The sequence below is a fragment of the Pseudomonas sp. GL-RE-26 genome (assembly GCF_019956275.1).
GTDB classification, from domain to species: domain Bacteria; phylum Pseudomonadota; class Gammaproteobacteria; order Pseudomonadales; family Pseudomonadaceae; genus Aquipseudomonas; species Aquipseudomonas grandcourensis.
Map to the genome: position 1 here is coordinate 300,207 of NZ_JAHBDI010000011.1, position 15,753 is coordinate 315,959.

Here is a 15,753-nt window from a genome sequence, read left to right on the forward strand (position 1 = left end):
TCATCCAATCAAAGCCGCATTAGCTTAGACGTCTGTCACGAGTCTGAGTCGAGGTGTGCAATGGAGCTTCAAACATGGCTGGCGTTTTTTGCCGCCTGCTGGGTGATCAGCCTGTCCCCCGGTGCCGGCGCCATTGCGTCGATGTCCAGCGGCCTGCAATACGGTTTCTGGCGCGGCTACTGGAACGCCCTGGGCCTGCAACTGGGCCTGGCTTTACAGATCGCCATCGTCGGTGCCGGTGTCGGCGCCATTCTTACTGCGTCGGCCACAGCCTTCTACGCCATCAAATGGTTTGGCGTGGCGTACCTGGTTTACCTCGCGATCAAGCAATGGCGCGCGCTGCCCAGCGATATGAGCGATGACGCGGCAGTGCGCCAGATCGGCAAGCCGATGGCCCTGGTGTTCCGTGGTTTTCTGGTGAACATCAGCAACCCCAAGGCGCTGGTGTTCATGCTGGCGGTGCTGCCGCAGTTCATCGACCCCCATGCTCCGCTGCTGATTCAGTATCTGGTGATCGGCGTGACCATGGTCTGCGTCGACCTGATCGTGATGGCCGGGTATACCGGTCTGGCGTCTAAAGTGCTGCGTCTGTTGCGCACACCGAAACAGCAAAAACGCATGAACCGCACCTTTGCCGGGCTGTTCATCGGGGCGGCGGCGTTCATGGCGACGTTGCGCAGGGCTGCTGTGTAAAACGGCGACTTACAAAAAAGGCGACCCTGGAGGTCGCCTTTTTCATTTGGGGGAGCAATTCCAGAATCCAATGCAATTACGAAGAAGTATCAACAAAGCTTGAGCGAAACCCGTCAGGCGTTAACAATATGTAACTTCGCATTTCCAATTGAGATTCATTCATGATTCCCCCCTCCCGTTTCCTGGCGTGGCTGTTGCTGCCGCTGTTGGCTGCGTGCAGTTTTCAGCTACTGGCCGCTCCCGCCGAAGGTGCGCCGCAGGCGCTGCACTTGCTCGATTACATCGGCGCGGATTACCCGGACACGGTGCAGGCGGGCAGCATCACGGACCAGGCCGGATTTCGCGCGCAGCAAGACTCGGTCAAGACACTGGGCAGTCTGATTGCAGCCATGCCGGTCAAGCCGGAAAAAGCCGCGCTGGAGCAAAGCCTGGCCGCACTGGGAAATTCCATCGGCGCCCGTCAGGAGGGGACCGAGGTCACTCGCCTGGCCCGGCAACTGGGCGCGAAGCTGGCTGTGGCCTATGAAGTCAGCCAGGCCCCGGTGATTACACCGGACCCGGCGCGTGGCGCGCCGCTGTACGCTCAGCATTGCTCGGTCTGCCACGGCGATACAGGGGCCGGCGACGGCCCGGCAGGTGTCGGCATGACGCCTCCGCCATCCAATCTGAGTGATACCACACGACTGGATCGACTGAGCCTCTACGCGATCTACAGCATCCTGGGCCTGGGCGTCGAAGGGACTGACATGCCTGCCTTTGCCGATCAACTGGATGATCGTCAGCGCTGGGACCTGGCCACCTATATCGCCAGCTTCAGTGTTGACCCGGCGACGGCCAAGGCTGAAAAGACTTACAACATCGCCGACCTCGCTCGTCAGACCCCGACCGAAGTACAGGCCGCCGAAGGCCCGCAAGCCGCCGCGACCTTCCGTGCCCAGCGGGCGCAACCGCCCCAGGTCAAGCGTGGCCCGGCGCAACTGCTCGACTACACCGCGGCCACTCTGGACAAGAGCATCGCGGCGTATCGTGCCGGTGAGCATGATCAGGCTTATGACTTATCGGTAGCGGCGTATCTGGAAGGCTTCGAGCTGGTTGAGAGCTCGCTGGATAACATTGACGCCAACGTGCGCAAAGACACTGAAAAATCCCTGATGGCCTACCGTCAATCGTTGCAGGACGGCCTGCCGGTGAGCGAGGTCGAGCAGCGTCTGGACGTGACCAAGGGCAAGTTGAAGGCATCGGCCGGCCTGTTGGGCAACGAGGGTTTGAGCTGGTCGCTGAGTTACATTTCCGGCCTGCTGATTTTGCTGCGCGAAGGTCTGGAAGCGATTCTGGTGCTGGCGGCGATCCTTGCTTTCCTGCGTAACACAGGCCAACAAACGGCAGTGCGCAGCGTTAACGTCGGCTGGGGCCTGGCGTTTGTGGCGGGGCTGGGCACCTGGGCGCTGGCAGCCTATGTGATTGATGTCAGCGGTTCGCAGCGCGAGTTGCTGGAAGGCGCGACAGCGTTGTTTGCCAGCGTCATGGTGCTGTGGCTGGGCGTGTGGATGCACGATCGTCGTCACGCGGCGGCCTGGCAGGATTACATCAAGAGCAGCCTGGTGGGCGGCGGCGGGCGTTTCGGTTTTGCGACCCTGGCGTTCTTCTCGGTGTATCGCGAACTGTTCGAAGTGATCCTGTTCTACGAAACCCTGTGGTTGCAGGCAGGCCCCGCAGGGCACAACGCGGTGCTGGCTGGTGGGGCCACGGCGCTGGTGCTGCTGGTCGGCCTGGCCTGGGTGATTTTGCGCGGTTCGGCGAAGTTGCCGCTGGCGCTGTTCTTCAGCATCAACGCCGGTCTTTTGTGCGCCTTGTCGGTGGTGTTTGCCGGGCATGGCGTGAAAGCGCTGCAGGAAGCCGGGATTTTCGGCACGCGGCCGGTGCCGTTCTTTGACTTTGAATGGCTGGGGATCCATGCCGATGCGTATTCGTTGAGCGCCCAGGCTGTGGCGATCATTGCGATTGTCGTGTTGTACGGTCGTAGCCGGGTGGTTGAGAGGCAGCGGGTGCAGGTTTCTTAAACGGCATTCGCTGCGCTCACTTTCGCGGGCAAGCCACGCTCCCACAGGTTTAGCGTTAACCTGTGGGAACGTGGCTTGCCCGCGATGCTTTTCAACAGAGGAAAATTCAATGCGTGTGTGGATCGATGCCGACGCCTGCCCGCGGGCAGCCAAGGATCTGGTGGTGAAGTTCGCCCTCAAGCGCCAGTTCGAAGTGGTGCTGGTGGCCGGGCAACCGCAGACCAAACCGGGGCTGGCACTGGTCAAGCTGATCGTGGTGCCGAGCGGACCGGATGCGGCCGATGACTACCTGGTGGAACACGCAGTACCCGGTGAGCTGGTGATCTGCAGCGATGTGCCGCTGGCCGATCGTCTGGTGAAGAAGGGCGTGGCAGCGCTCGACCCACGGGGCAAGGAGTTTGATGCGCAGAACATGGGCGAGCGGCTGGCGGTTCGCAACCTGTTCACTGATTTGCGCGAACAGGGGCAAATGGGTGGTGGGCCCGCACCGTTTGGCGACCGTGAGAAGCAGGCGTTTGCCAATGCGCTGGACCGGATTCTCACCCGGCTGGCCCGCAAACTGTAGGAGCGAGCTTGCTCCGGGCGGCGATCCGACGATGGACGTCAACGATGACGAGTGCTGGCTGGATGAACGCGGCGCTCTCACGTCTTTCTCGAGCAAGCTCGCTCCTACAGTTCTGAACAGTATCAGGCGTCGTTTTCGTGGGTCAGTTCGAGCACACGGTCGACCAGTTTGTTAATGCCTGAAGCCGCTTCACTGATCGATTGCGCCAGCATATAGGCCGGTGTGCTCACCAGTTTGCGTGCCTTATCCTCGACGATCTCACTGACCGCACAATCGGTATGGGTCGCGCCCATCTTGTTCATCGCGGCAGCCGTGTCGGTGTCGTTGCCAATGGTGCAGATGACGCCAGGGCCGTAGATCTTTGCCGCCAGGGCGGGGGAGATGCACATCAACCCCACCGGTTTGCCGGCCTCGGCAAAGGCTTCGGTCAGTGCCAGGACATCCGGTTGAACGGTGCAGCCGGCGCCTTCGATGGCGAAGTTGGACAGGTTCTTGGCCGAGCCGAAGCCGCCGGGCACGATCAGCGCATCGAACTCATCGATGTTCGCTTCACGGATATCCTTGATGTTGCCCCGGGCAATCCGCGCCGATTCCACCAGCACGTTGCGCGATTCGGGCATTTCTTCGCCGGTCAGGTGGTTGATCACATGCAATTGCGCGATGTTCGGTGCGAAACACTGCACCTGGGCCCCGCGCTGGTCCAGACGCAGCAGGGTGATGACGCTCTCGTGGAGCTCGGCGCCGTCGTACACGCCACAACCGGAAAGGATCACTGCAACTTTTTTGCTCATGGGCTTTTCTCCAGATTCATGGCGTTAAATGTCCACTAATTTGTCCCGCGTTGCCATAGGGTTAATTCGCGGCTGCACATAGCATCTGTCCTCAAGATTCCGATCAGGGCGCGTCATGGACTTCATTCTGTATGCAGTGCCGTTTTTCTTTTTTCTGATAGCCGTCGAGTTGCTGGCGGACCGTTGGCGCGGGGTAAGCAATTATCGGGTGGCGGACGCGATCAACAGCATCAGCACCGGCGTGCTGTCGACCACCACGGGTCTGTTGACCAAGGGTGTGGGACTGGTGACCTACGCCTTTGCCCTCAAGCACCTGGCGCTGTTCGAACTGTCGGCCGACAGCGTCTGGACCTGGGTGTTTGCCTTTGTCTTCTACGATTTCTGCTACTACTGGCTGCATCGCATGGGCCACGAGCGCAACATCCTCTGGGCCGCCCATTCGGTGCATCACCAGAGCGAGGACTACAACCTGTCCACGGCGTTGCGCCAGACCAGTACCGGATTCTTGTTGGGCTGGATCTTCTACCTGCCGATGGCGGTGTCCGGCGTGCCGCTGCTGGTGTTCGTCAGTGTCGCGGCGCTGAACCTGCTGTACCAGTTCTGGGTGCACACCCGGCACATTCCCAAGCTTGGCTGGTTCGAATGGTTCTTTGTCACGCCGTCCAATCATCGGGCCCACCATGCACAGAACGCTCTCTACATGGATCGCAACTACGGCGGTGTGTTCATTATCTGGGACCGTTTGTTCGGTTCGTTCCAGGAAGAAGACGACAACGAGCCGGTGATCTTCGGCGTGACCACGCCGCTGGCGAGCTGGAACCCCGTGTGGGCGAACGTGCAGTTCTATGCGCAGTTGTGGGCCGATGCGCGGCGTGCCGAAAGCACCTGGGACAAGCTACGGATCTGGTTCATGCGCACCGGCTGGCGCCCGGCGGACGTGGCGGCCAGATACCCGATGAACAAGCCGGACCTGAGCCAGTTCCGTAAATTCGAGGTGGCGCTGGACGGGCGTCAGCAGCTCTACGTCCTCTTGCAGTTCTGCGTCTATATCGCGCTGGGCAGTTACCTGATGAATCTTGAACCGAAGCTGCCAGTCGCCGCCCTGGTGTTGGGTTGGGGAGCGGTGGCGTTCGGTCTGTTTGTGCTGGGCGTAGCCCTGGAGAATCGCCCGAGGGCGTTGAAGCTGGAGCTGGTGCGGCTGGCGTCGAACCTGCCATTGGCATGGCTGGCCCCGATGGTGGGGCTGTGGCCGGCCAGCGCGGTGGGCTGGGTCGGCCTGCTCAGCTACAGCCTGTTGAGCGGCGTCGGTCTCTACTGTTGCAGGAACCGCATCACTCGGTTGGCGTCGTAGGGCCTTCGGTGTTGGTCCGCGTAGCTTTCAGGGCTTGTTCGTCGGCGTAGACCTGCTTGGCCAGGCGGGCATTCTTGAAGCGCCGGCGCAGCCACAGCACGAAGCCCAGGACCAGCAGTGCACCGAGCACCCAGAGTTCGTACTTCTTCACACTGCCGAGCATGCCTTCGAGCACTGCGCCGAAATGGTACGCGGCCGCTGCCAGGGCTGCGGCCCAGATCGCTGCACCAATTCCGTTGAGCAGCAGGTAACGGCCCGGCGGATAGCCTGACAGCCCGATGGCCACCGGCATCACCGTGCGTAAACCGTAGACGAAACGGAAGCTCAATACCCAGATGTCCGGATGCTTGCGAATGTGTTCCAGCGCCCGGTCACCCATCATTTGCCAACGCGGCTTGCGCGCTAGCAACTTGCGGCCGTGCTTGCGCCCCAGGAAATACCACAGCTGGTCGCCGGCATAGCTGCCGAAGAAGGCCACGACCACCACCAGGTTGATGTCCATGTATCCACGGAACGCGAGGAAGCCCGCGAGTACCAGAATGGTTTCGCCTTCGAAGAACGTGCCTAGAAAAAGGGCAAAGTAGCCGAAGTCATGCAGAAATTGTTGGAGCATTGTCTGGGTGCTGGCGAAATGAACGCGCAGCCTAACCCTTCGGACACATTCAGGAAAGTGTCCAAATGTGTCTCGACGTGAACATTTCCTACAATGACAATGGAATGCGGCTACCTGTCACAGGGGTGCACACAACTGTAATACGTTCGTCATAATGGCCGCTTATAACTGTCACGCTCGCCCGTAAGCGCGGGCTCAGGAGTCTGCCGTGAGCTTTACCCCCGCCAACCGTTTGTTCCCCGCAACCCGCCTGCGCCGCAATCGTCGTGACGACTTCTCGCGTCGTCTGGTCCGTGAAAACGTCTTGACCGTCGATGACCTGATCCTGCCGGTGTTCGTTCTGGACGGTGAAAACCGTCGCGAAGCGGTGGCTTCGATGCCGGGCGTCGAACGCCTGACCATCGACCTGTTGCTGGAAGAAGCGGCCAAGTGGGTCGAACTGGGGATTCCGGCGCTGGCGCTGTTCCCGGTGACACCCGCGGAACTCAAGTCCCTGGACGCCGCTGAAGCGTGGAACCCCGAAGGTATCGCCCAGCGCGCGACCCGTGCGCTACGTGCACGATTCCCTGAGCTGGGCGTGATCACCGACGTCGCCCTGGACCCGTTCACCACCCACGGCCAGGACGGCATTCTTGATGAAGAAGGCTACGTGCAGAACGACATCACCGTCGACGCACTGGTCAGGCAAGCCCTGTCCCACGCCGAAGCCGGCGCTCAGGTCGTGGCTCCATCGGACATGATGGACGGTCGCATCCAGGCGATCCGCGAAGCCCTCGAAGTGGCCGGTCACGTCAATGTGCGGATCATGGCCTACTCGGCCAAGTACGCCAGTGCCTATTACGGCCCGTTCCGCGATGCGGTCGGTTCGGCGCTGAACCTGGGCAAGGCCAACAAGGCCTCCTATCAGATGGACCCGGCCAACAGCAACGAAGCCCTGCACGAAGTGGCGGCGGACTTGTCAGAAGGTGCAGACATGGTCATGGTCAAGCCGGGCATGCCGTACCTGGACATCCTGTGCCGGGTAAAAGAAGAGTTCAAAGTGCCGACGTTTGTTTATCAAGTCAGCGGCGAATACGCCATGCACATGGCGGCGATCCAGAATGGCTGGTTGAGCGAAGGGGTTATCCTAGAGTCCTTGACCGCTTTCAAACGTGCAGGGGCTGATGGCATCCTGACGTACTTTGCCGTTCGTGCCGCTCAATTGTTACGAGAGCAAAAATAGCCCTCCCAGGAACATTCGATGAATACCGAAGTACTCACTGAAGTTGCCGTAAAAGACGCTCAACCTGTGGTGGAGCAAGTCGAAGAGACCCCGCCGGAGCTGGAGCCAGCTCCGCCCGCGGCGGTCGTCGAAACCGCCGTGACAGCGCCAGTGCTGGCCATTCCCGGCCTGGATGACAGCAGCCTGTACATCCACCGCGAGCTCTCGCAACTGCAGTTCAACATCCGCGTGCTGGAGCAGGCGCTGGACGAGTCCTATCCATTGCTGGAGCGGCTGAAGTTTCTGTTGATCTTCTCCAGCAACCTGGACGAGTTCTTCGAGATTCGTGTCGCCGGCCTCAAGAAGCAGATCACCTTCGCCCGTGAACAGGCCGGCGCCGATGGTCTGCAGCCGCATCAGGCGCTGGCACGCATCAGCGAACTGGTCCACGGTCACGTCGATCGCCAGTACGCGATCCTCAACGACATTCTGTTGCCGGAGCTGGAAAAACATCAGGTCCGCTTCATCCGTCGCCGCAACTGGACGACCAAGCTCAAGACCTGGGTCCGCCGCTATTTCCGTGACGAGATCGCACCGATCATCACCCCGATCGGTCTCGACCCGACGCACCCGTTCCCGTTGCTGGTGAACAAGAGCCTGAACTTCATCGTCGAGCTCGAAGGCATCGACGCCTTTGGCCGCGATTCCGGTCTGGCGATCATCCCGGCGCCACGCCTGCTGCCGCGCATCATCAAGGTGCCGGAAGAAGTCGGCGGCGCTGGCGACAACTATGTATTCCTGTCGTCGATGATCCACGCCCACGCCGATGACCTGTTCCAGGGCATGAAGGTCAAGGGCTGCTACCAGTTCCGCCTGACCCGTAACGCCGACCTGGCGCTGGACTCCGAAGACGTCGAAGACCTGGCCCGCGCCTTGCGCGGCGAACTGTTCTCCCGTCGCTATGGCGATGCGGTGCGTCTGGAAGTGGCCGACACCTGCCCGAAACATCTGTCCGACTACCTGCTCAAGCAATTCAACCTGAGCGAGACGGAGTTGTATCAGGTCAACGGCCCGGTGAACCTGACGCGGCTGTTCAGCATCACCGGCCTGGACAGTCAGCGCGAACTGCAATACCTGCCGTTCACCCCGCAGATTCCGAAACTGCTGCAGAACAGCGAGAATATTTTCAGCGTGATCAGCAAGCAGGACATCCTGCTGCTGCACCCGTTCGAGTCGTTCACCCCGGTGGTCGACCTGCTGCGCCAGGCCGCCAAGGACCCACACGTTCTGGCGGTGCGCCAGACCCTGTACCGTTCTGGCGCCAACTCGGAAATCGTCGATGCGCTGGTGGATGCGGCGCGTAACGGCAAGGAGGTCACGGCGGTGATCGAATTGCGCGCGCGCTTCGACGAAGAGTCCAACCTGCAACTGGCCAGCCGTCTGCAAGCGGCCGGTGCGGTGGTGATCTACGGTGTCGTCGGCTTCAAGACCCACGCCAAGATGATGTTGATTTTGCGGCGCGAAGCCGGCGAGATTGTGCGTTATGCGCACCTCGGCACCGGTAACTACCACGCCGGCAACGCCCGCCTGTATACCGACTACAGCCTGCTGACCTCCGACGACGCCTTGTGCGAAGACGTCGGCAAACTGTTCAGCCAGTTGATCGGCATGGGTAAGACGCTGCGCATGAAGAAACTGCTGCACGCGCCGTTCACCCTGAAAAAGGGCATGCTCGACATGATTGCCCGCGAAACCCAGTTCGCCCTCGACGGCAAACCGGCGCACATCATCGCCAAGTTCAACTCGCTGACCGATCCGAAGATCATCCGCGCGTTGTACAAGGCCAGCCAGTCAGGTGTGCGCATCGATCTGGTGGTGCGTGGCATGTGCTGCCTGCGGCCAGGCATCGCCGGGGTTTCCCATAACATCCACGTGCGTTCGATCATTGGCCGCTTCCTGGAACACACCAGGGTCTTCTACTTCCTCAACGGTGGCGACGAGCTGATGTACCTGTCCAGTGCCGACTGGATGGAACGCAACCTCGACAAGCGCGTCGAGACTTGCTTCCCGGTGGAAGGCAAGAAGCTGATCATGCGGGTCAAGAAAGAACTGGAGTTGTATCTGACTGATAACACCCACAGCTGGAGCCTGCAGTCGGACGGTCGTTACATCCGTAACACACCGACCGGCAACCAGAATCCGCGCAGCGCCCAGGCGACATTGCTGGAGCGTTTGGGTAGTCCGATACTGGCTGTGCGGTAACGCGGATCAGGCAGACAAAAAAAGGGCGATCCAAATGGATCGCCCTTTTTCGTTTTCACTGTATTCCTGTGGCGAGGGAGCTTGCTCCCGTTGGGCTGCGCAGCAGCCCCAAAATCAGTGACCAGATATTTTCTGATTACCTGCAAGCGCGGAGGGGGGCGCTTCGCACCCCAGCGGGAGCAAGCTCCCTCGCCACAGGGGTTGGCTTCATTTCTGGTGTTTCAGCGAGCGCTCAACACGATATCGACCCGGGTCAGCCATTGCGCTTCGATTTCGAAGTCGGCCTGCGTCAGCTGGTTTTCGTCCAGCCAGTTCTCCGGGAACACCACTTCCAGGCTATTGCCATGGGCGTTCAGTTCCACCTGGGGCATTTGCTGGGTGCCACGGATGTGGTGGAACAGGATCGCAAAGCGCAGCAGCGCGCACAGGCGAATCAGCTTGATGCCGTCGTCGCCGAAATCGGCGAACCTGTCCTTGGGAATATTGCGGCGGTGACCGCGTACCAGCAGCGCGAGCATCAACTGGTCTTCGCGGGAGAACCCGGCGAGGTCCGAGTGCTCGATCAGGTAGGCGCCGTGCTTGTGGTACTGGTAGTGAGCGATGTCCAGACCCACTTCATGGACCTTGGCCGCCCAGCCGAGCAGTTCGCGCCAGACGCCGTCTTCCAGATCCCAGTCCTCGGCCACTTGGTCGAAAGCATGCAGTGCCTTGCGCTCGACCCGTACCGCCTGTTCCTGATCGACGTGGTAGCGCTCCATCAGCGAAGTGAGGGTGCGTTCGCGCACGTCTTCGTGATGATGGCGGCCCAGCAGGTCATAGAGCACGCCTTCGCGCAGGGCGCCTTCGCAGTGATCCATGCGTTGCAGTTCGAGGGAGTCGAAGATCGCTTCGAGGATCGCCAGGCCCGCCGGGAAAATCGCCCGGCGATCCGGTTTGATACCTTCGAAATCGATTTTTTCGACGTCGCCCATCTTGATCAGTTTGCGCTTGAGCCAGGCCAGGCCTTCGGCGTTGACCTCGCCGGTACCATGGCCGCCAGCCTTCAGCGCCAGACCGATGGCGCGGATGGTGCCCGAGGAGCCAATGGCCTCATCCCAGGTCAGGCGGTGCAGGGCGTGCTCGATGCTCATGATCTCCAGCCGCGCCGCGGTGTATGCCTGGGCGTAACGGGCCGGGGTGATCTTGCCGTCCTTGAAATAGCGCTGGGTATAGCTGACGCAACCCATCTGCAGGCTTTCGCGCAGCAGCGGTTCGAAGCGCTGGCCAATGATGAATTCGGTACTGCCGCCGCCGATGTCGGCCACCAGGCGTTTGCCGGGGGTGTCGGCGAGGGTGTGGGACACGCCGAGGTAGATCAGGCGCGCTTCTTCACGGCCGGAAATGACTTCCACCGGGTGGCCGAGAATTTCTTCGGCGCGACGGATGAATTCGGCGCGGTTGCGGGCTTCACGCAAGGCGTTGGTGCCGACGATGCGAACGGCGCCGGTGGGCATACCGCTGATCAGTTGGGCGAAACGCTTGAGGCAGTCGAGGCCGCGTTGCATCGATTCTTCGTTGAGATGGCGCTCTTCGTCGATACCGGCGGCCAGCTGAACCTTCTCCCCGAGACGCTCGAGAATACGGATCTCGCCGTTCTGGGCCTTGGCCACGACCATGTGAAAACTGTTGGAGCCCAGGTCGATTGCGGCGATCAGGGACAGATTCTTGGCTTGGGATTGCGGCATGGTCTGGGGTCTCGGTCGATAACCTCGACATCGTGCCACGATCAAAGGCTGGCGCCAACGCGTAGGAGCTGCCGAAGGCTGCGATCTTTTACCACGGGGGGACCTGCGGCGATGCAAATGGCCTCTTCGCGGGCTTGCCCGCGAAGGTGGCGTCATTAGCACCGATGATCTTCAGCCCGCCGCCTCAACTGTCCCGATGAAATTCGCCAGCTCCGCCGTCTGCGGGTTGGCGAACAACACCTTCGGATCGCCTGTCTCATGCACCTTGCCCTGGTGCATGAACACCAACTTGTCCCCAACCTCCCGGGCGAAGCGCATTTCGTGGGTGACCATGATCAGCGTCATGCCTTCCCTGGCCAGTTGCCGGACCACGCTCAGCACTTCGTTGACCAGTTCCGGGTCCAGCGCCGAGGTGATTTCGTCGCATAGCAAAACCTTCGGCGACATCGCCAGTGCCCGGGCAATCGCCACCCGCTGTTGCTGCCCGCCGGACAGTCGATCAGGGAAAGCATCGAACTTTTCCCCCAGCCCGACCCTTTCCAGCATCTGCCGCGCCAGTTCGGCGGCCTTGGCTTTTGGCACTTTCTGCACCACTTGCGGCGCGAGCATGACGTTCTCGCCGACGGTCAGGTGCGGGAACAGGTTGAACTGCTGGAACACCATCCCGACTTTCTGCCGCAGGCTGCGCAGGTCGGCGCGGGCGGCGTCGAGGTACTCGCCGTCGACTTCGATCACGCCGTCGTTGATCGACTCCAGGCCGTTGAGAGTGCGCAGCAGGGTGGACTTGCCCGAGCCACTACGACCGATGATCGCCACCACCTGGCCTTCCTCGATGCTCAGGTCGATGCCTTTGAGCACATGGTGATCGCCGTAGTATTTATGCAGGGCGGAAATTCTAAGCAGAGGCATGCAGTCTCCTTTCCAGGTAGCGCGCACTGAGCGACAAGGGGTAGCACAGCAGGAAGTAGCCGAGGGCGACGAGGCCGTAGACCATGAACGGTTCGAAGGTGGCGTTGGCGAGCATGCCGCCGGTCTTGGTCAGCTCGGTGAAGCCGATGATCGAGGTCACGGCGGTGCCTTTGACCACTTGCACCGAAAAACCCACGGTCGGCGCCACGGCGATGCGCAGGGCCTGGGGCAGGATCACATAGCGCAATTGTTCCAGCGGGTTCAGCGCCAGGCTCGATGAGGCCTCCCATTGGCCGTTGGGAATCGAATCGACGCAACCGCGCCAGATCTCCGCCAGATAGGCACTGGTGAACAACGTCAGTGCAATCGCCGCCGCCATCCACGGCGAAATCTCTATCCCGGCTAACGCGACGCCGAAAAACACCAGGAACAGCTGCATCAATAGCGGTGTGCCCTGGAACAGTTCGATGTAAGTGCGGGCGAAACTGCGCGGCAGGGATTTGTCCGAGATGCGCATGACCATGATCAGCAAGCCGATCAGCCCGCCGCCAATGAACGCCACCAGCGACAGCGCTAGCGTCCATTGCAGGCCCATGAGCAGGTTGCGCACGATGTCCCAGAGGGTGAAATCGCTCATCGGCTGCTCCTTGCAATGAAGCGGTGGCCAATCCAGTTCAGCAACTGGCGGATCAGCAGCGCCATGCACAGGTACAGCAGCGTGGTCAGGGCGTAGGTTTCAAAGGCGCGGAAGTTGCGCGACTGAATGAAGTTGGCGGCGAAACTCAGCTCTTCGGTGGCGATCTGCGAGCAGACTGCCGAACCGAGCATGACGATAATGATCTGGCTGCTCAGGGCCGGCCAGACTTTGCCCAGTGCCGGCAGCAGCACTACATGGCGAAACGCTTCGAAGCGCGTCATCGCCAGTGCCGCTGCGGCTTCCAGCTGACCCCGGGGAATTGCCTGGATGCCGGCGCGGATGATCTCGGTGGAATAGGCGCCGAGGTTGATGACCATCGCCAGCACCGCCGCCTGCCATTCGGAAATCTGCACGCCCAGGGACGGCAAGCCGAAGAAAATGAAAAATAACTGCACCAGGAATGGCGTGTTGCGGATCAACTCGACATAGACCGCGAAAATCCCCGCGAAAGGCCGGATGTTCCACGCCCGCACCAGCGCCCCGACGATGCCCAGCCCCACGCCGAGCACAGCGCCGATGGCGGTCAGCTCAAGGGTGAACAACGCACCGCGCAGCAACAGGTCGGTGTTGTTCACCACCGGCAGGAAATCGAACTGATAAGCCATAAAACGTCTCCAGCGCGCCGAATCAGAGATCGGCCGGCAGCGGCTCTTTCAGCCAGGTCAGGGCGTTCTTTTCCAGCGCGCCGTCAGTCTTGGCGGTCACGAGGATCTGGTTGACCTTGTCCAGCAGCGCCGGCTCGTTCTTGTTGACGCCGACGTAGACCGGCGAATCCTTGAGCTTCACTTTCAGCGCGGGCACCCGTTTCGGGCTCTTTTCGCTGATGGCAACCATCACCACGTTGCCGCTGGCGATCAGGTCGACTTGCCCGGCCAGGTACGCGGCAATGGTCGAGTTGTTGTCTTCGAAACGCTTGATGGTCACGCCTTCGGGGGCGACCTTGGTCAGCTCGATGTCTTCGATGGCACCACGGGTGACGCTGATGGTTTTGCCCTTGAGATCGTCCAGGCCCTTGATGTCGGCGTCTGGCGGACCGAACACGGCGAGGTAGAACGGTGCGTAGGCGCGGGAGAAGTCGATGACTTTTTCGCGCTCCGGGTTCTTGCCGAGGCTGGAGATCACCAGGTCGACCTTGCCGGTGGTGAGGAACGGGATGCGGTTGGTGCTGTTGACCGGGGTCAGTTCGAGCTTGACCTTGAGCTGATCGGCCAGCAGTTTTGCGGTGTCGATATCGAGGCCACGGGGTTTCATGTCCGGGCCGACCGAGCCGAACGGCGGGAAGTCCTGGGGCACGGCGACCTTGAGGACGCCGCGCTTGACCACATCCTCCAGACCGTCGGCATGGGCGGGTGCCTGGCTCAGCATCAGGCTGGCGAACAAGGCTGCGAGGAGGGTGCTGTAACGCTGGGTCATGGCAAATCTCCGGATCGGCAAGAAGTGATTTCTGTGGATCGACAGAGCATGGGCCATGCCAACATGGGGTTTTGAGGGCGCCAGGGCGCGGTTTTGCTGGCGTCGCACGGTCTTACTGGTCTGAACAGTCAGGTTGCGTTTCGCACCCCGATGGCGCAGCCGTGAAAATCACCGAACCCCCATGGGGCACGACTTGCCGGGCGTCGCGAATAGCTTTACAACTGAGCGCACATTGGCCTGGTTCGTCTGGAAAACCATGAACTCGATCTCCCGCGCCGTACCTGAAGTGGCGCTGCAAGCCATCCGCAAACTGATTACCGAACAGGGCTTCGGGCCTGGGGATGCCTTGCCCTCGCAACGGGACCTGGCGGTGCAATTGGGGGTCAGTCGGGCGTCGTTGCGCGAGGCGTTGTCATCGCTGAGTGCGCTGGGCGTCATCAGCATCCAGCCGGGTAAAGGCGTGTTCGTGCAATCGCCGGTGGAGTTGCCGCGAGGCGATGCGGCGCCGGGCTGGCCGTTCGCGGCGCAGGCTTCGCCGCTGGACATCTTTCAACTGCGCTATGCGCTGGAGGGGTTTGCTGCGGGGTTGGCGGCCGTAACCTTGAGCACCGACGAACTCGATGTGCTGGAAGACAATGTCGCCGCCATGCGTAACGAGCTCAAGTCCGGCGACTTCGAAGCCGCGGCCCGCCTGGATTTCGAATTCCACCGCCGCATCCTGCTGGCCAGCGGCAATCAGGCGATGCTGAGCATCCTGACCGCCAGCGCCGACATCTTCCTGGAAAGCCAGAAGCTACCGTTCATCCGGGTCGAGCGGGCCATGGAAACCTGGCAGGAACACCGCAAAATCCTTCGTGCGCTGGCTCGCCGGACGTCTGGCGCCGCGCAAAAGGCCATGCAAGAGCACGTACGCAATGCCGCGTTGCGCACCGGAATCGCGTTCATCGCTCCCGTCACTTCATGACCTGAGCTATACCCAAACTCATGAATCACCATAGCGAGACTCAATCATCTGCACCTTCCTGAACGAGGGAAGGACCGCTATGATGGGCCACGTTTTTTTGCTTACAACCTGGAGAATTCCATGAGCAGCGATCTTATCAAACACGTTAGCGACGCTAGCTTCGAGGCCGACGTACTCAAGGCCGAAGGCGCTGTACTGGTCGACTACTGGGCTGAATGGTGCGGCCCTTGCAAAATGATCGCTCCGGTTCTGGACGAAATTGCCGAGACTTACAAAGGCAAGCTGACCGTTGCCAAGCTGAACATCGACGAAAACCAGGAAACCCCGGCCAAGCACGGCGTGCGCGGTATCCCGACCCTGATGCTGTTCAAGAACGGCAACGTTGAAGCGACCAAGGTCGGCGCACTGTCGAAGTCGCAACTGGCTGCCTTCCTCGACGCCAACATCTAAGCGTCGCTGCAAAGTGTCCTGAAAAAGCCCCGCAAATAGCGGGGCTTTTTGCGTATTCAG

At 60.9% G+C, this 15,753-nt stretch carries 15 protein-coding genes; 8 read left to right on the plus strand and 7 right to left on the minus strand.

The genetic code is table 11. From position 1 onward, the window contains the following. Nucleotides 1-60: 60 nt before the first annotated feature. The 3 genes from rhtB (at nucleotide 61) to KGB07_RS08935 (ending at nucleotide 3,318) form a co-directional block, all read left to right on the plus strand. Entirely contained in the window at nucleotides 61-693 is a 633-nt protein-coding gene (gene rhtB / locus KGB07_RS08925) for a homoserine/homoserine lactone efflux protein (protein WP_007998964.1), read from the plus strand. 161 nt (nucleotides 694-854) lie between these two features. After that, complete coding sequence (locus tag KGB07_RS08930) at nucleotides 855-2,753, plus strand: cytochrome c/FTR1 family iron permease (protein WP_223465231.1); 1,899 nt, start codon at nucleotides 855-857, stop codon at nucleotides 2,751-2,753. A 109-nt stretch (nucleotides 2,754-2,862) separates the two neighbouring features. After that, nucleotides 2,863-3,318: a YaiI/YqxD family protein gene (locus KGB07_RS08935; RefSeq protein WP_046039029.1), complete on the plus strand. Its 456-nt coding sequence runs from the start codon at nucleotides 2,863-2,865 to the stop codon at nucleotides 3,316-3,318. A gap of 122 nt (nucleotides 3,319-3,440) precedes the next feature. On the opposite strand, the gene elbB is transcribed toward KGB07_RS08935, so the two are convergent. Beyond that, entirely contained in the window at nucleotides 3,441-4,109 is a 669-nt protein-coding gene (gene elbB / locus KGB07_RS08940) for an isoprenoid biosynthesis glyoxalase ElbB (protein WP_046039031.1), read from the minus strand. Nucleotides 4,110-4,224: 115 nt separating this feature from the next. Between elbB and KGB07_RS08945 the strand changes: the two genes are divergently transcribed. Then, nucleotides 4,225-5,460 carry a sterol desaturase family protein gene (locus KGB07_RS08945; protein WP_046039033.1) on the plus strand — a complete coding sequence of 412 codons (1,236 nt, stop codon included), beginning with the start codon at nucleotides 4,225-4,227 and terminating at the stop codon, nucleotides 5,458-5,460. Here KGB07_RS08945 and KGB07_RS08950 read toward each other — a convergent pair. Further along, a complete protein-coding gene (locus tag KGB07_RS08950) occupies nucleotides 5,441-6,073 on the minus strand; it encodes a DedA family protein (RefSeq protein WP_046039034.1) in 633 nt (210 codons plus the stop codon). The genes KGB07_RS08945 and KGB07_RS08950 overlap by 20 nt on opposite strands. 208 nt (nucleotides 6,074-6,281) lie before the next feature. Between KGB07_RS08950 and hemB the strand changes: the two genes are divergently transcribed. Beyond that, nucleotides 6,282-7,295, plus strand: coding sequence for a porphobilinogen synthase (hemB, locus tag KGB07_RS08955; RefSeq protein ID WP_046039035.1), 1,014 nt, complete (start codon nucleotides 6,282-6,284; stop codon nucleotides 7,293-7,295). 18 nt (nucleotides 7,296-7,313) lie between these two features. Further along, nucleotides 7,314-9,536 carry a polyphosphate kinase 1 gene (gene ppk1, locus KGB07_RS08960; RefSeq protein ID WP_046039036.1) on the plus strand — a complete coding sequence of 741 codons (2,223 nt, stop codon included), beginning with the start codon at nucleotides 7,314-7,316 and terminating at the stop codon, nucleotides 9,534-9,536. Nucleotides 9,537-9,757: 221 nt separating this feature from the next. Here ppk1 and ppx read toward each other — a convergent pair whose 3' ends face one another. From ppx to KGB07_RS08985, 5 genes are all read right to left on the minus strand, one after another. Continuing rightward, a complete protein-coding gene (ppx, locus tag KGB07_RS08965; RefSeq protein ID WP_046039038.1) occupies nucleotides 9,758-11,260 on the minus strand; it encodes an exopolyphosphatase in 1,503 nt (500 codons plus the stop codon). Between the two features lie 171 nt (nucleotides 11,261-11,431). Then, nucleotides 11,432-12,169, minus strand: coding sequence for an amino acid ABC transporter ATP-binding protein (locus KGB07_RS08970; RefSeq protein WP_046039039.1), 738 nt, complete (start codon nucleotides 12,167-12,169; stop codon nucleotides 11,432-11,434). Then, nucleotides 12,156-12,806, minus strand: a complete 651-nt coding sequence (locus KGB07_RS08975) for an amino acid ABC transporter permease (protein WP_223465232.1) — start codon at nucleotides 12,804-12,806, stop codon at nucleotides 12,156-12,158. The genes KGB07_RS08970 and KGB07_RS08975 overlap by 14 nt, the downstream gene beginning before the upstream one ends. Next, a complete protein-coding gene (locus KGB07_RS08980; protein ID WP_046039042.1) occupies nucleotides 12,803-13,471 on the minus strand; it encodes an amino acid ABC transporter permease in 669 nt (222 codons plus the stop codon). Before KGB07_RS08980 ends, KGB07_RS08975 begins: the two co-directional genes overlap by 4 nt. Nucleotides 13,472-13,493: 22 nt before the next feature. Then, nucleotides 13,494-14,279: a transporter substrate-binding domain-containing protein gene (locus tag KGB07_RS08985; RefSeq protein ID WP_223465233.1), complete on the minus strand. Its 786-nt coding sequence runs from the start codon at nucleotides 14,277-14,279 to the stop codon at nucleotides 13,494-13,496. Nucleotides 14,280-14,535: 256 nt separating this feature from the next. Between KGB07_RS08985 and KGB07_RS08990 the strand changes: the two genes are divergently transcribed. Then, nucleotides 14,536-15,243, plus strand: coding sequence for a FadR/GntR family transcriptional regulator (locus KGB07_RS08990; protein ID WP_223465234.1), 708 nt, complete (start codon nucleotides 14,536-14,538; stop codon nucleotides 15,241-15,243). A 120-nt stretch (nucleotides 15,244-15,363) separates the two neighbouring features. Then, the gene (trxA, locus tag KGB07_RS08995) at nucleotides 15,364-15,693 is read left to right on the plus strand and encodes a thioredoxin TrxA (protein WP_003206727.1); all 330 of its coding nucleotides are present in this window, start codon (nucleotides 15,364-15,366) and stop codon (nucleotides 15,691-15,693) included. Nucleotides 15,694-15,753 lie beyond the last annotated feature (60 nt).